We start from the raw sequence: 21,256 nt of genomic DNA on the forward strand, positions 1-21,256 counted from the left end.
TAATAAGAAAAAACAAATGAAACGAATATTATTAACAAATTACCTTATTTTTGTTCCAATGTGCCTTGCCCACGCGGAAATGATGAGTGAAAGTCAATTGCAATTTTATGGCTCAGTTACAGCTACATCGTGTAAAATTGATATTGACAATCAAAGCCATACTAATATAAATCTACCGTCGATTCCCATTAACGAACTGTATAATTTAAAATCGGAATCCTATGTTAAATCAAAAGGATTTTATGTTACTTTATTTGATTGTTTCTCTAGCAAGGTCTCTGATGATGATAAACGGACTGAGCTTTTCGATGTGTATTGGATTGACTCTTATGCTTTACAAAGTAGTTATGAAAAGACATCGGGTGAATTTTTAAATCTTTCACCGGACGGGGCGAAAAATATTGCATTAGCATTATCGGTTGAAAATGATGAAAAGCAAGAAAGTAAAAAGAAAATTAAGCCCATTTCCGATTCTCAAGCAAAGTCAGTGGCAAAAGCCATTGCTGCTGATAAAATAAGATACCAATATTATATTGGTTATTCGATTAATGATGTACATAAAATTAAACCAGGCCCTATCGTCAGTTATGCAGTTTATAATATTAATTATTACTAAGGTACTGTCAAGTTAGGCACTGTCAAATTGGATAGGCTACACTAATTCATACAGTTTTTTTAGGGGGTAAGGTAAACTTATCACTAAAAGAGGAAATAAATATGAATACAGTCAAACGACCTAGACGAACATTTAATGATGATTTTAAACAACAGATGGTTAATTTATATCAGCATGGTAAGTCACGTAGTGAGCTAATAGCCGAATATGATCTCACACCATCAGCATTAGATCGTTGGATTGCTCAAGCCACGCAAAGTGGTTCATTCAAAACAAAAGATAATCGTAGCCTAGAGGAGCAGGAATTAATTGCTCTACGCAAAGAGCTTAAGCAGCTTCGTATGGAAAACGATATCCTAAAGCAAGCCGCACTGATAATGGGACGAAAATCGCAGTGATCCAAGCTTGCCGACATCGCTACTCGTTGCAGTGGTTATGTAGATGCTTAGGTATATCAAGGCATTATTTTTATTATCAGTGCAAAAAAAATGCGTATCAAAGAAGATTAAAATACGCCCAACAGATCTTAACGATTTTTAATGGTAGTTATCAGTCTTACGGAACAAGAAGAATACGGCAAGCACTGTTAACTGAAGGGATAAGCGTCTCTCGTCGTTATGTTGCAAAAGTGATGAAATCATTATCGCTAAAGTCAAAATACACCCAAAAATGTTACAAAAACAATAACAAAAACGTTAATTCCGTTACTATAAATAATGTATTGCAACGAAATTTTACAGTAGGAATGAAAGCCACCGTGATTGTTGCTGATTTGACTTATATAAAGGTCGGTAAAAAATGGAATTACCTTTGCGTATTACTTGATCTTTCAGCACGAAAAATCGCAGGCTATCGTGTTGGACAACATAAAACAGCAGAGCTTGTTATGTCAGCATTAAGCCAAATTAAAGCGCCTTTATCGTCAATTGCGTTATTTCATTCCGATAGAGGAAAAGAATTTGATAATCAATTGCTTGATGGATGTTTTGACCTGTTTGGGATCACCCGTTCACTAAGCAATAAGGGATGTCCTTACGATAATGCCGTGTCAGAAGCAACATTTAAGACAATTAAAACTGAGTTTGTAAAAAATACAACGTTGATCTGCCCACATTTTAGTGGAGCGTTATTTTCAAATTATTAAATCATTTTTTCTTCAAATTGAACAGGTGATAAATAGTTTAAATATGAATGTTTTCTTACTCGGTTATAGTAAACCTCAATGTACCACAAGATCATCAATTTAGCTTGTGCCATATTTTCTAGTTTGTGTCGGTAAATCCATTCTGTTTTTAAGGTATGGAAAAAGCTTTCAGCCACCGCATTATCCCAACAGTTACCTTTGCGACTCATACTACACGTTAAGCCATAAGCCGTTAATATAGCTTGGTAATCATCGGAACAATACTGGCCACCACGGTCACTATGAACAATCACTTTACTCGGATAGCCCCGATGAAGCAAAGCCATAGTTAAGGCTTGACAAACTAGCGAGCTTTCCATATGCGTATCCATCGCCCAGCCTATGATTTTACGAGAGTAGAGAGCAAGTACAATCGCGAGGTATAACCACTGTCCGTTCACTTTAATATAAGTTATATCGCATACCCAAGCTTGATTAGGTGTGTCCATGGTAAAGTGCCTATCTAAAATATTTTCAGCGACCGGTTTGTTGTGGTTACTGTGCGTTGTTTGTTTATACTTTTTGCGTTGTTTTGCTTTAAGGTGAAGCTTGTGCATTCGTCGACGAACTCGTTCACGTGATAAACAATAGCCTTCCTCCAAAAGTTCGACATGTAAACGCCGATAACCATAGAGATGCCGATGATCTTCAAATAGTGTTTCAATCTTTTTGTCAAGCTGCTGATTAAACACTGTTCTCTGAGACGGTAATCGCTTTAAATAGGCATAGTAACCACTACTTGACACGTCAAATAGATGAAATAAACGACGCTTAGATAGCGTGTTTTGCTTTTTAATAAATTCGTACCTTGCTATTTCAGGCTCGCAAAGTACTGAGCGGCCTTTTTTAGGATATCGATCTCCTTTTTACGTAGCTCAAGCTCTTTTTTCATCGCTTTATTTTGACGCTCAAGTTCGTGATAGTCTGGTTTTTTATTTGATTTTATCGCTTGATGGGTTGGTTTATTCATCGTTTGGTACATCCAATTACAAAATGTTTTGTAATTTATACCTAAATCATTGGCTGTTTGTCGATAAGTTTGTTCGCTATTTAGGGCTAAATTGATCGCTTCTTGTTTAAATTGGGGATCGTATTTTTTACTCATTTGAGACTCCTTTTTTGTTACTAAAAAGTCTCCACTAAACTAGGAGCACATCACGTTTAGCAATACTAGGGAGCTACAACAGCGTTTCTCTGCTTATGCGTATTGGTATAATTATAAACGACTACATTCGTCATTGGGATATATGACGCCTGTTGCATTTAATAAACAGCTCCCCCTTAATTTAGTTGTATGAAAATGTGTAGACATTCCAAATTAACTTTTAACAATAAATCTTAATTTGACATTTAATCCCTAATTTTGAAATTCAGGCGCCAGCACCCTACTCCTTAAATCAACGTTTAGCTAAAATTCGAAAGGTTTTAGCAGAGCATAAGTGCCTTGCGCAATTAAAATGATCATAAATATTACCAAAACACGGCAAGAATAATTGCGCTTATTTTAACGATTTAAATTTACGCATTTTCTTTTCCCTAAGTCGAGTCGATTGATGTGAATTTTCAGCTCGATTATTGGCATATTGCTGAGTAATATGAGGTGTAGATAAAAGTAACGTTTTGATAGGCTTAATATAGCTTTTTAATTTATCAGTAATCACTTTTGAAACAGGTTGTTGAATGTTTTTTCTTACCTTTTGAATAAATCGTTTAGCAGCTTTGCTATCTCTTTTTTCTTGAACCAACACATCAATAGTTTGACCATCTTGATCAACGGCTCGCCAAAGATAAACTCGCTTGCTATTAATCTTACAAAAGACCTCATCCATATAAATACAATCACCATAACATTTTGTCTTTTTAATTCGTTTAGCGTAGAGCTTACCGAACTTAATGCACCAATAGCGAATTGATTCATAAGTCACAGAAACTGCTTTTTTTATCATAATAAGTTCAATATCACGATAACTTAACGTGAAACGGTAATATAGCCATACGCAGTGACTAATAATTGAGAATGGGTAACGATGATGTTTATAGATTTTAGTATGTTTCATCTGTATGATTATACTGAATATAAGTTAACTTGACAGTATCCCAATGTAGCCAAGTCTTCTTGATACGGTATTGCATACATTTTGTAATTCTAAAATAATAGAATCTATTTTATGGCACATTCGATGTGTTGGGCCGGCAACACTTATCGCACCTATAATTGAGTTGGTGTAATTAAATATTGGCTTAGCAACACAAGTTAAACCTTCTTCATTTTCCTCATTATCAAAAGAATAACCGTTAAGCCTGACATCTGCCAAAATATTATAGAGTTGCACTCGATCAGTAACTGTTTTTTCAGTGATTCTTTCTAGTTTTTGATTAAGAACACGATCTATCTCTTCCAAAGGTTGATAAGCAAGTAAAGCTTTACCTATGCCTGTACAATATGCAGGCATTCTACTACCAAGTCGGGCATTTGTCTGGATTGACATCGTGCCTTCACTTTTATAAAGGTAAATGACATGGCCTTGATTATAAACACCTAAAAAACAGGTTTCATTTGTTTTACTTGATAATGTTTTTAAATAAGGAATAGATACTTCTACCAGATTAACATTCATCAATCCTTTAATACCTAATTCCAGCGATTTGATATCAAGTGAATAGCTTTCATTTGAAATATCGTACAACACATATTCTCGTGCTTTTAGTGATTCTAAAATCCTAAAAGTTGTTGTTTTCGGAATATGCGTTATTTTAGCCAGTTCTGCTAGTGAAATACCGTCAGCATAGTTACTGATTGTTTCTAGAATTGTAAGCGCTTTATCAATATTAGATGAGTTTGATTGTTCGATCATATGGTTAACTTTAATTTTGGAATATCCTGCCATTATATCTTTATTTTTCTTAATGATAAACTTTTCTCTTAATTACTGGTTTTTTACGTATCCAATTGTTTATTATTCACTTTAATTAGTATCATTTTTTTTGATTATTTTTGTGATCACTATCTCATTTACGTAAAACTGGAATTGCATTCCACTCCCATGTTGATTATCATTATTACGGAATGCCATTCCATTTAAAAGTAATTGATTAAGCATAAAGGAAATTTCATGTATATAGTGACTATTGACTCAGGAACTACTAATACTCGAGTTAAATTATGGGGAAATAATGTGGTTATCGCGCAGGCAAGTGATACGGTTGGCGTTCGCGATACGGCCATAACGGGTAGTAAAGATAAATTATCTAAAGCAGTAAAATGTTGCTTAATGACAGTGCTAGATAAAGCTGGAATCAGTTGTTATGACAATCTCATTATTGTTGCATCAGGGATGATCACATCAAACCTAGGATTATGTGATATTCCACATTTACTCACTCCCGTTAGCCAGCAGAAATTAGCCGCAGGAATGGTTAAAAAAATTCTTCCCGATATAATTAATCATCCGATTTGGTTTATTCCGGGTGTGAAAAATGATGTAAGTAATATCAATTTAGATAATTGTGAACTGATGGATATTATGCGCGGTGAGGAAGTTGAAGTGGTTGGTGTTTTATCACTATTAAATTTATATGGTTCAGCATTAATTATTCTTCCTGGCTCGCACTCCAAGTTTGTAAAGATTAATGATAATAATGAGATTATTGGCTCGGCAACAACGCTTGCAGGAGAGTTTATTGATATTATTACCCAGCAAACAATCCTAGCAAATTCTTTAAATCATCAATTTGCCAATTTAATAGAAGAAGAATATTTATTGAAAGGTGCAAAATATTGTCAAAAAGTGGGCATTACACGAAGCTGTTTTTCTATCCGTATTTTGGATCTTTTTAGTCAATTAACTGTTAATCAAAAAGCCAATTTTTTATTGGGCATTGTCTTATATTCTGATCTCCATGCCATTAAGCATAGTGAAGCGCTTAACTGTACGCAGCAAACTAAAATCGTTATCTGTGGTAAAAAAATGCTCAGAGATGCGTTATCAATCCTAATCAAAAATGATGATTTTTTTGTGGGCGAAATTGTTGATTTTGCGGAGGAAAATTATCCTCCACTTTCAGGCGTTGGTGCAATTGCACTGATTGAGCAGTTTATAAATAAAGGTAAACAATTATGAGTTGGAAAACAAAAATCCCTTTGATTGCTATATTACGAGGAATAAAAGCAGAGGAAGTTGTTGAACATATTGATGTCCTTATCGATGCAGGGTTTGATACAATTGAAATTCCCTTAAATTCACCCGATTGGCAAAAAAGTATAGCAATTGCCGTGAATACATTTGGCGATAAAGCGTTAATTGGTGCTGGAACCGTTTTAAAATCATCTCAAGTTGATGAGTTAAATCAGCTTGGCTGTAAGCTAATTGTCACGCCAAATATCAATCCAGCCGTCATTAAAAAAGCAGTCGAGTATGGAATGGTTGTTTGTCCAGGCTGTGCAACAGCAACTGAGGCTTTTGAAGCAATTGATGCTGGAGCGCAAAATCTTAAAATTTTTCCTTCTGTGGCATTTGGTCCTAGCTATATCAAAGCACTTAAAGCTGTTTTACCTAAAGATATTCCCGTTTTTTCCGTGGGCGGTATCACACCAGAAAATCTTCATGAATACATTAATGCGGGTTGTATTGGTGCAGGATTAGGAAGTGATTTGTATAAAGTAGGGCAAACGGTAGAGATAACCAAACAAAAAGCAATATCATTTATTAATGCATATAGTATTTTTAACAATTAAGGAATTTAATATGAGTATATTCAAATCTCCAAGGATAAAAAAAATCCAAAAAATCACATTAACTTTTTTAATAATAGCGGGGATCATCAATTATTTAGATAGAAGTGCACTATCAATAGCTAACTCAGAAATTAGTGGAGATCTAGGTTTAACAAAAATTCAAATGGGCTATTTGTTATCTGCGTTCTCTTTAAGTTATGCTTTTGCGCAATTACCGATAGGCGTCATTCTTGATAAAATAGGTTCTAGAGTAACATTAGGCGCGGGATTATTATTCTGGTCTATTGCACAGGCCTGTTGTGGTTTAGTTCATAGTTTTCAAACTTTTTTTATTTGTAGGCTTATTTTAGGGATAGGTGAGGCTCCTCAGTTTCCAGCTGGTGCAAAATCAATAGGTGAATGGTTCAATATTAAAGAGCGCGGTCGTCCAATGGGAATATTCAACTCATCTTCAAGTATTGGGCCTGCATTAGCGCCCCCTATTTTAACTGTATTAATGGTATCTTTTGGCTGGCGTTGGATGTTTATTATCTTAGGTATACTTGGTGTTTTAGCTGCAATCGGTTGGCTTGCTATGTATAAAAATAGAGATCAAGTTAATCTTACAGCTGAAGAAAATCAGTCTTTAGATGAAGGTAGCCCAAAAGGTAAAGCTGGTAAAGCTACACTTAAAGAATCTGTAGGATTATTATCTCATTCAACTACTTGGGGCATTATTATTGGTTTTATGGGTGTGGTTTATATGGTTTGGTTGTACTTAACTTGGTTACCCGCTTACCTAGAACATGAGTATGGCTTAAGTATAACCAAAACAGGCTTTGTTGTTATGATCCCTTATCTTTTTGCGATCGCAGGAACGATTGTAGCTGGCTTTGTTGCTGATGCTTTAGCTAAAAGAGGATATTCTATCATCAAAAGTCGCAAATTGTTAGCCGCAACGAGTTTGATTATGGCTGGTTTATTTACGATTCCTGCTGCATATTCTTCAGATGTTACTATGGCGATTATATTTATCTGTGCATCGCAATTTTGTTTAACATTTGCATCAGGCTCTGCTTGGATCTTAGTTACAACAGTCATTGCTTCTCGCCAAATCTCTTCTTTAGGTGGGTTACAAAATTTTGGTGGTTATTTAGCGGGATCTTTTGCACCAATTATTACCGGCTACATAGCACAAAATACGGGTTCATTTAAGTTTGCATTACTCATTAGTGCCTGTGTAGCGTTTATTTCAGCATTTGCTTATATTGGTTTAGTCAGAAAACCAATTGGTGAATAACTTTATTTTATATTGATGAGATAATTCTCATCAATATACCTGTTATTAAGGAGTTAATATGAGCAAAGTCGTCCAAGAACTGGTAAATAAACTTAAATCAGGAAAAACAGTATTTGCAACGTGGAGCACCTTAAATTGATCTGCCCACATTTTAGTGGAGAGTTATTTTCAAATTATTAAATCATCTTTTCTTCAAATTGAACAGGTGATAAATAATTTAAATAAGAATGTTTTCTTACTCGGTTATAGTAAACCTCAATGTACCACAAAATCATCGATTTAGCTTGTGCCATATTTTCTAGTTTGTGTCGGTAAATCCATTCTGTTTTTAAGGTATGGAAAAACTTTCAGCCACCGCATTATCCCAGCAGTTTCCTTTGCGACTCATATTACACCTTAACCCATAAGCTGTTAATATAGCTTGATAATCATCAGAGCAATACTGACCACCACGGTCACTATGAACAATCACTTTACTCGGATAGCCCCGATGAAGCAAAGCCATAGTTAAGGCTTGACAAACTAGCGAGCTTTCCATATGCGTATCCATCGCCCAGCCTATGATTTTACGAGAGTAGAGAGCAAGTACAATCGCGAGGTATAACCACTGTCCGTTCACTTTAATATAAGTTATATCGCATACCCAAGCTTGATTAGGTGTGTCCATTGTAAAGTGCCTATCTAAAATATTTTCAGCGACCGGTTTGTTGTGGTTACTGTCCGTTGTTTGTTTATACTTTTTGCGTTGTTTAGCTTTAAGGTTAAGTTTGTGCATTCGTTGACGAACTCGTTCACGTGATAAACAATAGCCTTCCTCTAAAAGTTCGACATGTAAACGTCGATAACCATAGAGATGCCGATGATCGTCAAATAGTGTTTCAAGCCTTTTGTCAAGTTGCTCATTAAACACGGTTCTCTGATACGGCTGCCGCTTTAAATAGGCATAGTAACCACTACTTGACACGTCAAATAGATGAAACCAACGGTGCTTAGATAACATGTTTTGCTTTTTAATAAATTCGTACCTTGCTATTTCAGGCTCGCAAAGTACTAAGCGGCCTTTTTTAAGATGTCGATCTCCTTTTTACGTAGCTCAAGTTCTTGATAGTCTGGTTTTTTATTTAATTTTATCGCTTGATAGGTCGGTTTATTCATCGTTTGGTACATCCAATTACAGAAATGTTTTGTAATTTATACCTAAATCATTGGCTGTTTGTCGATAAGTTTGTTCGCTATTTAGGGCTAAATTAATCGCTTCTTGTTTAAATTGAGGATCGTATTTTTTACTCATTTGAGACTCCTTTTTTGTTACTAAAAAGTCTCCACTAAACTAGGAGCAGATCATCTTATCATGCTTTGGAAATATTTATGATCATTTTAATTGCGCTAAATATTTATGCTCAGCTAAAACTATCCAAATTTTAACTGAGCACAGATTTAAGGAAGGAGACTTTACCGTCCAAGTGGTATCTAAAATTCAAATTAAGCAAAGCTATTAAGTTGAAATAAACAGTTAAAGGCTAACTTAATTGTACTTATTTTATTTAATCTGATGGGGGAATAACGCCTTCTATATGTATCTCAACACGACGATCAGGTTGTAAGCATACTTTTAAAACCTCATCTACCATATTGTTCGTACAATTTGTTGTAACTGGCTCTAATTTACCCTTACTTTCAACTAGATAAGAAGTGTTAATTCCTTGACTAATTAAATACTCTTTTATTGTATTTGCTCTTTCTAATCCTAAGCGCTCATTATACGGCTCTGAACCAATCCTATCAGTGTGACCGACTAAAACAATTTTATTTATTTTTTGATAATTATTTTTTAAAGATACAACCATATCATCTAACTGCTTTTGACCTTTAGGAAGAATAGCGTTAAATGAAGAACGGTTATACTCGAATAATGTATCAACTGATAACACAATAGTTTCATTAGTCACTGATACTTCTTTTTGCTCACACCAACTATTATGAACATTCCATTTATCGTTGACCGATGTACATGCCGATAACGTAATACCCACTAATGAAATAAATCCAATTTTTAATAATACTAATTTCATAATATCTATTTATCCTTCATTCTTTCAATTAAAAGTGCCATTTTATGCCAAGGTTACCGGTATATTGCTCATGTTTACCATCATCATTATTTAATGAATGAGCATAACGGAGATCGGTATAAATATAAGATATTTCGCCAATTGGAAGTTGTAATCCAACACCAAACTCACCCCAAGTACGAGCCATTTTTTCACTTACATTATCACTATCGATTGTGGCATTTTTGTCACTATTAATAAAATCATGTATGACATTACCTACAAAATAGACTGTTTTTGTCTTTAATTCTTCAGTCCCTTCATTGTACGCAAGCCTAAAACCTAAACGTCCGCGTAAACCATGACGATCATCTTGACTTACTGCAATATCATGTCGAGTATTAAAATCATTAAAATCACGATATTGATAAATCAGTTGTGCTTGTGGTTCAATTAACCATTGGCTTTCAGCTAACGCAAATGGACGCCCGACTTCAGCTGATAATGATACCCCTTTTGAATGATTTTTAGATTTATCAGATGCGATCGAATCATATTTAAGACGTGAGTAATCCAATTGACCAATTAAATCAAGGTAGCTACCATTTTTATCATAATGGGTTGAATAAAGACCAATTGCAAACATATCGATACTGCCGGTGCCGGTTTTAGAATCATTTTCAGTATAGACTCCGCTATTCGTATCAAATGAGACATATCTACTATCACGGAATTTAAGATTATCTTTCGCATAACTCAGCATCACACCAGTATGACTACGTGAGCCGCTATTTTCGTCATAATCAATATCAAAATCATAACCGAATTGGACTCCCCACATTTTAGATCGGTAACCATAACGATCAGATCCACTCGCTTTAAGGTAATTACCTAAAAATCTTCCCCATAATTGTCCTGCTTGATGCTCAACTTGACATTGTGAACAGTCGTCCCAAGCCATTGTCTGTTGTTCGCTTACTCGTTGGTGCAACGTACCTAAAATATTATAACCAAGCTCCATATTCGCTTTCGGTGTTAATACATAAGATGGTACTTCTGGTTTCACTGGGTCGACACCATTTGTAGGTAACGACCAAGCATAACTATTCGCATCTTTTTGAACTAAAATAGCTTGGCCTGCTCCTGTAGTATCAGCAAAACCATAAAATGAATTACTGCCTTCGGTATGGTTAGCAACAGTCACTACATTTGCAGAATACTGCACTGAGTCGCCTTTTTGGATATCACCAATAATCTTACCATTTTTAATGGCAACTTCGGTATAACCAGAAGCTTCTCCAGCAATCGCTAATAAATCAGATTTAGACTCGCCAACATTCCAAAGGGTATTGACGTACAATTTACCATTACCAGCTGGTATAGGATCATTTTCAGTCGGTTGGTTAGTTCCGCCAATATAATTATTATCAACATTTAAAGTATTATATTTTAGCTGTTCAGGATAGGCTGGATAATTGGGGTCACTTGGATCGGTTGGATCAGACTGATCGGTTAAATCTATGATTGAACCGGTAGTGTTTGTCAAATTGGTAACATTAGAACCTGAGTATAAAATATTCCAAACACTATTATTTGTTAAAGTCACATCAGATGTAGCGCCACTATTGGTTTTAATTGCCCCTATAATATGCGTTGCATTAGTCGCATCTAAAGAGCCATTCCCTGTATTAAAGCTTACCGCATTTTGCTCATTTGATTTAGCTTGAATTAAAACACCATCCAAGTTATAGGTAGCATTATTAGCATTATGATCGATAACCGTATTATTACCCGATGCGGTTAAAAGGCTATCTTTCATCGTGATTGTTATATCTGCATTATTATGAATAACATCGCCATCACCATCAGATGATAATGTAGCATTCGCAATTGATAGCTCTAAAGCTTGCGAGTCAACTAATATACCATGAGCATTTTTTGATGCCTCTATCGTCCCACCAACTAAATTTAACTTAGCATCTTTATCTATGAAAAAAGCAGCGTTACCATCAGTTGCTTTGACTAATGATGCATCACTACCTTGATACACAGAGCCATCACCAATAACATGTACACCGGTGCCATTAACAGATACAGAGCCACTGTTAACAACGGTTCCTCCATCAATTTTTATCCCTGTTGCATCACCTTTATTTTGTAAATCGATTACACCTTGATGATAAATAACCCCATCTTTATTCGATAAATATCCAATAACGCCACTACCAGTAGCCACGCTGTCATTAATCACTGCACTTGAAATAATTTTAGATAAATAACCATCACCTTCAACAATCGTATTATCTATTTTATAGTTTTGACCATCAGCAATAGCAAATATAGCATTATCTCCGGATATTACGGTTTTCATCGAGTCAGATATTTCGATTTGCCCACCATTACTAGCTAAAAAACCAGTTGAATTATTACCGATAAGATTAAGTTTAATATTAGAATCGGCTAAGAATCCTGTACTATTTCCTGAAATATGGAAACCAAGTGTACTATCAGCATTAAGGTTTATTTCTGTAGATTCGTTAGGGTTATTAACAAAAATTAAATTTGCACCATTTTCTACTCGAGCAAAATTAGAGTTTTGTGAATCAACATTGCTTGACTTAGTTGGGTTATTAAATTGAATAACACTTCCTTCACCATACGAAAAATAACCAATTTGACTTCCTTCTCCCGAAAAAGCCATCGATGAGTTACTATTAACGTAAACAACACCATTATTTCTTGCATGAACCCCGACAGAACCACCATCGACTAGGGAAATTTTCCCATCATTGATGCCTATTGCATTTTCCCCTTCCACCCACATACCATAATTACGCACTAAATCAGAGCCAGAAGTGAAGCTATTATTTCCATCGATAGTAATTACGCCACTATTCGTGTTTTGTATCTGAATAAAACCTTTACCATTAAAATTACTTGCTTTAATACCTTTAATATCACTACCTTTTTGAATTAAAAGGTTACCGTTATTAATAACAAGCGTATCTTTACCGATTGCATCACTACCACTAACATTGATACCGATATTATTAACACCTTCAACTTGGATAACTCCATCGTTTTGAACTTGTGAAGCTATAACATCAATAAGGGATATATTTTTAGTTGTTTCTGATAACTCGAAAAGTCCTTCATTAAGAATAATGCTGTCATTACTATTGATACCCACTGTTTTACCTTTAGAGCTATCAATATTGACATAGGTTTGTGTTTGATTTTTATCTGATTGAGCGCTTTTCCCTACAGAAAATTTGCCATCAGCGGTATTATAAAATGAACTCTTATTATTTAATTGTAGGCCAGCATTCATTTGGGTAGAAATAACTTCACTAATATTCTGAACCCCAAAATTGATTATTCCGGAATTAGTGATAGATGAATTATTTTGCACCTTAATAGCAATTAAACTTGTATTAGAATCATTCGTATTTGATATAGAGGCTGAGTTAATTATACCTGTATTTATTATGTTCGAATTATTGTTAACATATATTGTATTCGTTTGCCCTTGAGAAGTTGTATATACAGGCAAATCGCTATATTTATTATCAGTAGTTACATGTTTATTTATAATTCCATTATTAATAAACGCTGAGCCATCCATTACGTTGACTATGTTATTAAAATAATGCTCTAATCCTGTTATTTCGCCATTATTAACAGCTTTAGATCCAACAACCATGATAGCGCTGAATTGTCCATTGGATATTAATATTTCAGAATTATTATCTAAATTAATTTGCGCGCCATTTTCTCCATATAAAAAGGAGTTATTCTGTCCTCTAAAAATGGGGTCATTAATATAATTTGGATCTTTTGATATATCGTAAGGAATATTTTTATAACTTTGAGTGTATGCTTTATAAACATTATCCGTATAATCCTGATAACTAATAGTTCCATTTTGAAGTGCCGCTATTAATTCATCATTAAAACTAATAAATGAAGCTTCATCAGAGATCGTTCTTGTTCCTAAAACCGTATTTATCGTCCCATTCCATTCATAATAAGACCCAATTGAAACCGATATTGAACCACCACTTGCATAAGATGGTAACCACCCCATGGCAAGGTTAACTTTATCTTTATATTCAATTGTACTACCACTTCCTGATGCCTTATAAAGATTCGAATCACGATGACCCGCTAATATCTGATGCTTTTCATCTTTATACCAATCGCTAGTTAATCCACTATCAGCTTCGATAGTTAATAATTTCCCATTAGATATCGCCGCAATAGTATGATCAACATAATCTTTATCTTGGATAGGCTACACTAATTAGTACCAGTTTTATAAGGTCATTGTTATGATAATCCAAAAACACAAGAAAGGAGCAACAATGACACAACATTTAAATCGAAAAGAAAAGCGTAGTTTTAGTCATGAGTTTAAAAAACAGATGGTTATGCTACATCGAAATGGCAAAAAGCGAGCAGACATCGTTGCTGAGTACGATTTAACTAAATCAGCATTAGATAAGTGGATAAAACAATACCAAGAAACGGGTTCATTTACAGCGCAAGGTAATCGAAGTCATGAGGAGAATGAACTGATTGCCTTACGCAAAGAAAATAAACGCTTGTTAATGGAGAATGATATCCTAAAGCAGGCAGCGTTGATAATGGGGCGAAAATCGCATTAATTTCGCAGAATAAGCATCGATATAGCCTACGAAGTTTATGTCGATGTTTGCACGTCACCCGAAATCAGTTTTATTATCAACGACGAATGGTACCGTATCAACAAAATGAAACACTCTGCGATAAAGTAAGCGAAGTATTTGACCTAAATTATCGTGTTTATGGTACAAGACGCTTGCAAGCAGAGCTGAAACGGCAAGGTATAGCATTATCGAGACGGCGAATTGGTCGAATAATGAAGGAAAAGGAATTAGTCTCAAAATATACCTGTAAAAAATACCGTATTGATGCTGAAAAGAGTAATGAATCAATCGTGAGCAATGCGCTTGACCGAGAGTTTGAAGTGGGTCAAAAGCGAAAAGTTTTGGTAACTGATTTAACCTATGTAAGGGTAAAACAGCGTTGGAATTACCTGTGTATTATTGTTGATATCCGTAATCGAGAGATAGTCGGACGAAGTGCTGGCAGAAATAAGACAGCAGAGCTTGTGATGCAAGCAATAAGCCAAATACCCATGGACTTACATGATGTTGATTTATTTCATTCTGATAGAGGAAAAGAGTTTGATAATCACCTGATTGATGAATGTTTAACGACATTTGGTATTACACGTTCGTTAAGTTATAAAGGTTGCCCGTATGACAATGCGGTTGCTGAAGCAACATTTAAAGCCGTAAAAACCGAATTCGTCTCAAATGGTGTATTTGATTCGCTTGAACAGTTGACGTTACAATTTAATCATTATGTTGATTGGTTTAATTATACTCGGCTTCATTCAACATTAAATTATCAAACACCCGTTGAGTATAGAAATAGATAATGACCTTATCTTTTTGGTACTAAAAGGTGTGGACATTCCATCTTTTCTTGGATTGTATAGTATTAAAGATAAATTTGATGTATCAGCCTTGTTAAATTGGCTATTATTAGTATCAATTACTTTATAATTATGCGTTTCTCCAGTAATTTTATCATAAACAACAATATTCTTATCTGTAGTAACAATTGAATCCATTAATCCATTAATATTTGCAGTCTCAAAAATATTAGAAGCAACAAATCCATTATCTATTGCATCTTGTAGTGTCATCTGATCATAAGTAACTGGATAGCCTGGACCTAAACTTTTATAACCATCAGTACCATTTTCTATAGTAATATTGTCAACACCACTAGTAATTGTACCATTTAACCGGACTTACCGTGAAGATATACTCGATAGCTATATTTTTCGTAATTTAAAAGAGGTGAAACAAATGACGGTTGATTGGATTGAACAATATAATCGAGAAAGACCACATGAATCACTGAATAATATGACGCCATATGAATATCGAAATGTTGCATAAATTATTCTACGAGATCACTGTGTTACAAATGGGGTATTTACACGAATTATATAACAAATTGATTTTGTAAAATAGATATAACAGAACTCTTTTATTGACGATATTCTTAAGAATTATCATGATCATTAGCGGCAACGATTTTCCAATAAGAAGAGGGATTGCTCGCGAATTTAAATAAGAATTTAATAGCTCATTCTCTATTCTTATGATTATGTACATGAAGCCACAACAAAATGATCGTTCTAGTATACTCTTAATTCAGAGTTAGCTAGTTCAATATATACTTATTTCCAAACTCTCCATCTTAGTTTTATCAAGATGTTCTCTATTTCGGTATACCAAATCCACCTGATTTTGGCTGCAGCTATTAAAAAAATTGTAGCTAATCAGGAATCTATAAATTTCGATAAGTGAAAATTAAAAGGCCAAATTTAAAATCTGCGGGGATTTTATTCGTTTTTATATCTAAAATATGTTAAAGCAAAGTACATCCAATAATATCCAATTTGCTGCACTTTTTATTCTTAACAATATTTGTACAATTATCTTTTCAAAAATCTGTTCAATTTTTTAAAAAACCTTCAAAACTTGACGAAACTTTATCAACTTGCCTAATTGCTTATTTCCTATAAAAACCTATTATAAAAAAAGAAAAATACTTTTAAAAAATTGAATTTAAATAACGGAGATCTACATGAAAAAAGTAGCTGGCTTAATAATCTTTTGTATGATTCCCTACCTTTATGCATCAGATTTTACCCCTAATGGTTCTGCTCAATTTACACAAACATTTTATGGTAATGCAGGTGGATATAAAACCGAAACCTCTCATCCTTCCTTGGCTTTAAATTATAATTTCACCTCACAACTAAGTGCGACACTCCAATGGGATCGAGCATGGAATATGTATAACTATAATGGTGATGAAAAACAGCAAAACAATAATCTTAGCCAACCTAAACTAAATGTAAATTATAACTATGGCCAGCTTGGTGACACTAATATCGGTTGGAGCACATCATTTAGTCTTGAAAATCAGGCGACTTTTGATGGTACAAATCAATATTATGCCTTAATACAAACTGCATTTGATTTTTCTCAATACATCCCGAAAAATGATTACATTCAAGCCACACAATTTGCGATTGCACCACTTTATGTTCATGGTTGGACAGGTAAAGGAACATCTGGACATCAAAATACGGCAGCTTTAAGTTTATTAACTAATTGGAAATTACCACAAAACTTCTCATTTACTTTCCAAGCCTATGCCTTTAGAGATTGGTATGATGGTTCAATGCAAATCAGTAATGGTGACCAATCATATAGTAATGCAAATTATTTTATGATGTTAGCATGGCTTAACTACTCAAATACACTTTATCAATTCAATGACAGTACCTCATTAGGTTTTAATTTTATTGGTGGATACGATCCTTATATTTCATCAAATCGCAAAGGCGCATGGGATCCATTCCTTGCCGGCAACCAAATGTATGAATGGCTTAGCCCTACGGCAATGAAAGGAAACTATAAAAGTACCTATTCATTATTTGCTCTACCTCAAGTCAACTTAACACATAACATCAGTAAAGATTTTTCGGTTAATGCCTTTGTTCAAGTTAAATATTCAAACCAAGTTTGGGGGGATTCTGAAAAAGATTGGCGCTTACAACCACAAGCCGGGATTGGTATTAATTACAATTTCTAAGAATCAAAACGATTGAATCAAGTTAAATGCAATTTACCTTAAGGCGTTTAACCCATTTTATCAATATAAACTTTAATTTTTGAATGAGAGAGAAAATCATGTCAACAGCAAAACAAATCGGATTATTTGCCTGTACTGGGATTGTTGCAGGGAATATGATGGGGAGTGGTATCGCTCTATTACCTGCTAATTTAGCCAGTATTGGTTCAATAGCTTTAATTGGATGGGTTATTTCATTACTTGGTGCAATATCTTTAGCTTATGTCTATGCAAGACTGGCAACAAAAGATCCTCAAGAAGGTGGGCCTATTGCTTATGCCGGTGAGGTTAGTAAAGACTTAGGATTCCAAACAGGTGTTCTTTACTACCATGCTAACTGGATTGGTAATTTAGCAATTTCCATTACAGCCGTTTCATATTTATCAACTTTTTTCCCGGTACTAAATGAAGCAATTCCAGCAGGTATTGCATCTTTAGCGATCATTTGGATTTTTACTTGTATTAATTTACTTGGTGGAGCATGGATCAGTCGTTTAACGACTTTCGGTTTAATATTGATTCTAATTCCGATTGTTGGTACCGCTATTTTTGGCTGGTATTGGTTTGATGCAAATACTTACATGCAAAACTGGAATGTATCTCATACGACTGACTATAAAGCAGTATTAAGTAGTACATTACTCTGCTTGTGGGCATTTATTGGTGTTGAATCAGCATCGGTAAGTACTTCATTAGTAAAAAATCCTAAGCGTACTGTACCAATTGCAACCATATTAGGAACCTTTATCGCTGGTTTAGTATATATTTCAGCAACACAAGTCATCAATGGTATGTACCCAGCTTCGGTAATGGCGGCATCCGGCGCACCATTTTCACAAACCGCCTCAACAATGGTTGGACATTGGGCAAGCCCAGTTGTATCTATCTTTACCGCCATTGCTTGCTTAACCTCGCTAGGTTCTTGGATGATGTTAGTTGGTCAAGCGGGAGCAAGAGCAGCCCACGATGGTAACTTCCCAAAAATCTATGGCGAATTGGATAAAAATGGTATTCCACGTAAAGGACTTATATTAGCTGCAATCCAGATGTCAATTTTATTGATTATTGTTACTGCAATGAACATGAAAGGGGGCCAAGCATCTTCAATCTTTGGCGATCTAACAAGTATGGCGGTATTACTAACAATGTTGCCTTATTTCTATTCATGTATTGATTTAATTCGTATGGATGGCGCTAATATTAAAAATATTTTGAGTTTAATTGCTGCGTCTTTAGGAAGTATCTTCTGTTTCATTGCCATATTAGGTTCAAACTCATTTGAACTTGCTGGCACCTTTATTGTGAGTTTGATTGTTTTACTTTTCTATGCCAGAAAAGTAGGCAGAAAAACGACACAACCGTCAGATTGTAAATAAATATTACTGAATTTTAACCTGCTAGGAGAATATTATATGAATACAATAGCGATGTTACTTGATGTTACCGAGACATTTAAGCAAAACGTATTAACTCGTGTTGCAGCAGAGCTTGAGCAAGTCGGCATTCAGGTTGTCTATCCACAAAATTGTGATGACCTTATTGATTTAATCAAAAAAAATGCCCGTCTTGCAGGCGTAATTCTCGATTGGGATCAACATAACTTAAGTTTATGTAAAAACATCACTGCTCTTAACGAAAGTCTACCTATTTATACTTTTGTTAACAGTAAAACATCGTTAGATGTTAATTTTAGTGACTTAGAAGTGAATATCCATTTTTATGAATATGTACTTGAACATGCACCAGATATCGCCCGTCGCATTAACTTAAGTACAGAAGACTATATCACTAAACTACTACCACCATTAACAAAAGCACTATTTGATTACGTACATAAAGAAAAATATACGTTCTGTACACCTGGTCATATGGGTGGAACCGCTTTTGAACAAAGTCCTGTTGGCTCACTATTTTACGATTTTTATGGTGAAAATACGATGCGTTCAGATATATCGATTTCAGTATCTGAACTAGGATCTTTATTAGACCATTCTGGGCCACATAAAGAAGCTGAAGATTTTATTGCTGAAACGTTTAATGCTGAACGTAGTTTTATTATCACTAATGGTACTTCAACTGCGAATAAAGTTGTTGGAATGTATTCATGTCCGGCTGGTAGTACAGTTATTGTCGATAGAAACTGTCATAAATCAATCACACATCTAATGATGATGACAAATGTAACACCAATCTATTTAAAACCGACTCGTAATGCCTATGGCATTTTAGGTGGTATTCCTAAAGCAGAGTTTAGTCGAGACCATATTCAATCATTAGTAGAAAAAACACCTAATGCAACTTGGCCAGTGCATGCTGTAATCACCAATTCAACCTATGATGGACTATTTTATAATACTGACTACATCAAACAAACATTAGATGTAAAATCGATCCATTTTGACTCAGCTTGGGTACCGTATACTAACTTCCATCCGATTTATAAAGGCAAATCAGGAATGAGTGGAGAACGAGTTGAAGGTAAAATTATTTATGAAACACAATCGACTCATAAGCTGTTAGCCGCATTTTCTCAAGCTTCAATGATCCATATCAAAGGGGATTTTAATGAAAGAACCTTTAATGAAGCTTATATGATGCATACATCAACATCACCACTATATAGTATTGTTGCTTCTTGTGAAGTATCTGCCGCAATGATGCGCGGTACAGCTGGTGAACAGCTGATCAACCAATCTATTAAGCGTGCAATGAACTTTAGAAAAGAGATCCAACGCTTAAACGAAGAAACTAATAGCTGGTTCTTTAATGTTTGGCAACCCGATAATATCGATAGTGTTGACTGCTGGCCATTAAGTTCTGTGAATAACTGGCATGGCTTTAATAATATTGATGATGACCACATGTATCTCGATCCAATTAAAGTCACACTGGTTACGCCGGGTATGGATATCCACGGTAATCTAGAAAAGACCGGGATTCCTGCATCAGTTGTAGCACAATTCTTAGATGAAAATGGCATTATTGTTGAAAAAACAGGCCCTTATTCACTACTATTCTTATTTAGTATCGGAATTAACAAAACAAAATCATTGACGCTATTACGTACATTGATGGAGTTTAAACGTGTTTTCGATACAAACTTAAAAATTAGTGAAGCAATGCCTGAACTGTACAAAAAAGATCCAGAATTTTATCATAATATGCGTATACAAGAGTTAGCACAAGGAATCCATCAGTTAACGATACAACATAACCTACCTGAGTTAATGTATAAAGCGTTTGATGAATTGCCAGTTATGGAGATGACTCCTCACGATGCATACCAACAAGAGATCCGTGGTAACGTCACCGAATGTCAATTAAAAGACATGGTTGGTAAAATCAGTGCGAATATGATTTTACCATATCCTCCTGGGGTTCCATTAATTATGCCAGGTGAAAAAGTGACTGAAGATAATCAGCCGATCTTAAGTTTTCTTGAAATGTTATGTGATATTGGTTCACATTATCCGGGCTTTGAAACTGATATTCACGGCGTCTATCAAAATGATGATGGTGAATATGTGGTTAAAGTATTAACCGAATAATTATAGCAAGTGTATCGTGCCAGTTCTTATACTGGCACGATTATAACTAATAACCTTTTCATCAATAATATCAATCAATC

General features: G+C 34.8%; 19 protein-coding genes and 1 pseudogene. 11 read left to right on the top strand and 9 right to left on the bottom strand.

Annotated features, from left to right (window positions below; all coding sequences use genetic code 11):
• Positions 1–16 precede the first annotated feature (16 nt).
• The 3 genes from RHO11_06460 (at position 17) to RHO11_06470 (ending at position 1,760) form a co-directional block, all read left to right on the top strand.
• A complete protein-coding gene (locus tag RHO11_06460; protein WVD62755.1) occupies positions 17–616 on the top strand; it encodes a hypothetical protein in 600 nt (199 codons plus the stop codon).
• A gap of 101 nt (positions 617–717) precedes the next feature.
• Positions 718–1,014 (top strand): transposase, encoded by a 297-nt coding sequence (locus tag RHO11_06465; GenBank protein WVD62756.1) that lies wholly within the window; start codon positions 718–720, stop codon positions 1,012–1,014.
• Positions 1,011–1,760, top strand: coding sequence for an IS3 family transposase (locus RHO11_06470; GenBank protein ID WVD62757.1), 750 nt, complete (start codon positions 1,011–1,013; stop codon positions 1,758–1,760). Before RHO11_06465 ends, RHO11_06470 begins: the two co-directional genes overlap by 4 nt.
• Here RHO11_06470 and RHO11_06475 read toward each other — a convergent pair.
• From RHO11_06475 to RHO11_06490, 4 genes are all read right to left on the bottom strand, one after another.
• Positions 1,757–2,614 carry an IS3 family transposase gene (locus RHO11_06475; protein ID WVD62859.1) on the bottom strand — a complete coding sequence of 286 codons (858 nt, stop codon included), beginning with the start codon at positions 2,612–2,614 and terminating at the stop codon, positions 1,757–1,759. The two genes, RHO11_06470 and RHO11_06475, sit on opposite strands and share 4 nt — an antisense overlap.
• On the bottom strand, positions 2,611–2,904 hold the full coding sequence (locus RHO11_06480; protein ID WVD62758.1) for a transposase: 294 nt from the start codon (positions 2,902–2,904) through the stop codon (positions 2,611–2,613). The genes RHO11_06475 and RHO11_06480 overlap by 4 nt, the downstream gene beginning before the upstream one ends.
• Positions 2,905–3,298: 394 nt before the next feature.
• A complete protein-coding gene (locus tag RHO11_06485) occupies positions 3,299–3,856 on the bottom strand; it encodes an IS6 family transposase (GenBank protein WVD62759.1) in 558 nt (185 codons plus the stop codon).
• Positions 3,857–3,880: 24 nt separating this feature from the next.
• Positions 3,881–4,687: an IclR family transcriptional regulator gene (locus tag RHO11_06490; GenBank protein WVD62760.1), complete on the bottom strand. Its 807-nt coding sequence runs from the start codon at positions 4,685–4,687 to the stop codon at positions 3,881–3,883.
• A 225-nt stretch (positions 4,688–4,912) separates the two neighbouring features.
• Between RHO11_06490 and RHO11_06495 the strand changes: the two genes are divergently transcribed.
• From RHO11_06495 to RHO11_06505, 3 genes are read left to right on the top strand one after another with little or no spacing between them, the layout of a single operon-like run.
• Positions 4,913–5,920, top strand: coding sequence for a 2-dehydro-3-deoxygalactonokinase (locus RHO11_06495; protein ID WVD62761.1), 1,008 nt, complete (start codon positions 4,913–4,915; stop codon positions 5,918–5,920).
• The gene (locus RHO11_06500; GenBank protein WVD62762.1) at positions 5,917–6,534 is read left to right on the top strand and encodes a 2-dehydro-3-deoxy-6-phosphogalactonate aldolase; all 618 of its coding nucleotides are present in this window, start codon (positions 5,917–5,919) and stop codon (positions 6,532–6,534) included. The genes RHO11_06495 and RHO11_06500 overlap by 4 nt, the downstream gene beginning before the upstream one ends.
• A 10-nt stretch (positions 6,535–6,544) precedes the next feature.
• Positions 6,545–7,813, top strand: a complete 1,269-nt coding sequence (locus tag RHO11_06505; GenBank protein ID WVD62763.1) for an MFS transporter — start codon at positions 6,545–6,547, stop codon at positions 7,811–7,813.
• A gap of 328 nt (positions 7,814–8,141) precedes the next feature.
• Here RHO11_06505 and RHO11_06510 read toward each other — a convergent pair whose 3' ends face one another.
• The 4 genes from RHO11_06510 to RHO11_06525 form a co-directional block, all read right to left on the bottom strand.
• Entirely contained in the window at positions 8,142–8,846 is a 705-nt protein-coding gene (locus RHO11_06510) for an IS3 family transposase (GenBank protein WVD62860.1), read from the bottom strand.
• Between the two features lie 138 nt (positions 8,847–8,984).
• Positions 8,985–9,104: a transposase gene (locus RHO11_06515; protein ID WVD62764.1), complete on the bottom strand. Its 120-nt coding sequence runs from the start codon at positions 9,102–9,104 to the stop codon at positions 8,985–8,987.
• Positions 9,105–9,357: 253 nt separating this feature from the next.
• Positions 9,358–9,885, bottom strand: coding sequence for an OmpA family protein (locus RHO11_06520; protein WVD62765.1), 528 nt, complete (start codon positions 9,883–9,885; stop codon positions 9,358–9,360).
• Between the two features lie 28 nt (positions 9,886–9,913).
• A complete protein-coding gene (locus tag RHO11_06525; GenBank protein ID WVD62766.1) occupies positions 9,914–13,951 on the bottom strand; it encodes an autotransporter outer membrane beta-barrel domain-containing protein in 4,038 nt (1,345 codons plus the stop codon).
• A 277-nt stretch (positions 13,952–14,228) separates the two neighbouring features.
• Between RHO11_06525 and RHO11_06530 the strand changes: the two genes are divergently transcribed.
• A protein-coding gene (locus RHO11_06530; GenBank protein ID WVD62767.1) for an IS3 family transposase occupies positions 14,229–15,349 on the top strand; the annotation gives its coding sequence in 2 pieces (ribosomal slippage) (positions 14,229–14,523 and positions 14,523–15,349; 1,122 coding nt in all).
• On the opposite strand, the gene RHO11_06535 is transcribed toward RHO11_06530, so the two are convergent.
• Complete coding sequence (locus tag RHO11_06535; protein ID WVD62768.1) at positions 15,311–15,619, bottom strand: hypothetical protein; 309 nt, start codon at positions 15,617–15,619, stop codon at positions 15,311–15,313. The two genes, RHO11_06530 and RHO11_06535, sit on opposite strands and share 39 nt — an antisense overlap.
• Positions 15,620–15,716: 97 nt before the next feature.
• Here RHO11_06535 and RHO11_06540 point away from each other — a divergent pair.
• The 4 genes and pseudogenes from RHO11_06540 (at position 15,717) to RHO11_06555 (ending at position 21,176) form a co-directional block, all read left to right on the top strand.
• Positions 15,717–15,878 (top strand): annotated as a pseudogene (locus tag RHO11_06540) (integrase core domain-containing protein).
• A gap of 694 nt (positions 15,879–16,572) precedes the next feature.
• The gene (locus RHO11_06545) at positions 16,573–17,589 is read left to right on the top strand and encodes a hypothetical protein (protein ID WVD62769.1); all 1,017 of its coding nucleotides are present in this window, start codon (positions 16,573–16,575) and stop codon (positions 17,587–17,589) included.
• 98 nt (positions 17,590–17,687) lie between these two features.
• The gene (gene cadB / locus RHO11_06550) at positions 17,688–19,004 is read left to right on the top strand and encodes a cadaverine/lysine antiporter (GenBank protein ID WVD62770.1); all 1,317 of its coding nucleotides are present in this window, start codon (positions 17,688–17,690) and stop codon (positions 19,002–19,004) included.
• A 36-nt stretch (positions 19,005–19,040) separates the two neighbouring features.
• Positions 19,041–21,176: a lysine decarboxylase LdcC gene (locus RHO11_06555; GenBank protein ID WVD62771.1), complete on the top strand. Its 2,136-nt coding sequence runs from the start codon at positions 19,041–19,043 to the stop codon at positions 21,174–21,176.
• Positions 21,177–21,256 lie beyond the last annotated feature (80 nt).

It is taken from the genome of Orbaceae bacterium BiB (assembly GCA_036251205.1).
GTDB lineage: Bacteria > Pseudomonadota > Gammaproteobacteria > Enterobacterales > Orbaceae > Orbus > Orbus mooreae.

Excerpts from the sequence above, each read along its gene's own strand:
- RHO11_06525 (WVD62766.1), bottom strand. The coding sequence starts at position 13,951 with ATGGGGTGGTTACCATCTTATGCAAGTGGTGGTTCAATATCGGTTTCA.
- RHO11_06505 (WVD62763.1), top strand. The coding sequence starts at position 6,545 with ATGAGTATATTCAAATCTCCAAGGATAAAAAAAATCCAAAAAATCACA.
- RHO11_06520 (WVD62765.1), bottom strand. The coding sequence starts at position 9,885 with ATGAAATTAGTATTATTAAAAATTGGATTTATTTCATTAGTGGGTATT.
- RHO11_06480 (WVD62758.1), bottom strand. The coding sequence starts at position 2,904 with ATGAGTAAAAAATACGATCCCCAATTTAAACAAGAAGCGATCAATTTA.
- RHO11_06500 (WVD62762.1), top strand. The coding sequence starts at position 5,917 with ATGAGTTGGAAAACAAAAATCCCTTTGATTGCTATATTACGAGGAATA.
- cadB (WVD62770.1), top strand. The coding sequence starts at position 17,688 with ATGTCAACAGCAAAACAAATCGGATTATTTGCCTGTACTGGGATTGTT.
- RHO11_06515 (WVD62764.1), bottom strand. The coding sequence starts at position 9,104 with ATGAGTAAAAAATACGATCCTCAATTTAAACAAGAAGCGATTAATTTA.
- RHO11_06545 (WVD62769.1), top strand. The coding sequence starts at position 16,573 with ATGAAAAAAGTAGCTGGCTTAATAATCTTTTGTATGATTCCCTACCTT.
- RHO11_06490 (WVD62760.1), bottom strand. The coding sequence starts at position 4,687 with ATGGCAGGATATTCCAAAATTAAAGTTAACCATATGATCGAACAATCA.
- RHO11_06535 (WVD62768.1), bottom strand. The coding sequence starts at position 15,619 with ATGACACTACAAGATGCAATAGATAATGGATTTGTTGCTTCTAATATT.
- RHO11_06485 (WVD62759.1), bottom strand. The coding sequence starts at position 3,856 with ATGAAACATACTAAAATCTATAAACATCATCGTTACCCATTCTCAATT.
- RHO11_06495 (WVD62761.1), top strand. The coding sequence starts at position 4,913 with ATGTATATAGTGACTATTGACTCAGGAACTACTAATACTCGAGTTAAA.
- RHO11_06465 (WVD62756.1), top strand. The coding sequence starts at position 718 with ATGAATACAGTCAAACGACCTAGACGAACATTTAATGATGATTTTAAA.
- RHO11_06460 (WVD62755.1), top strand. The coding sequence starts at position 17 with ATGAAACGAATATTATTAACAAATTACCTTATTTTTGTTCCAATGTGC.
- RHO11_06555 (WVD62771.1), top strand. The coding sequence starts at position 19,041 with ATGAATACAATAGCGATGTTACTTGATGTTACCGAGACATTTAAGCAA.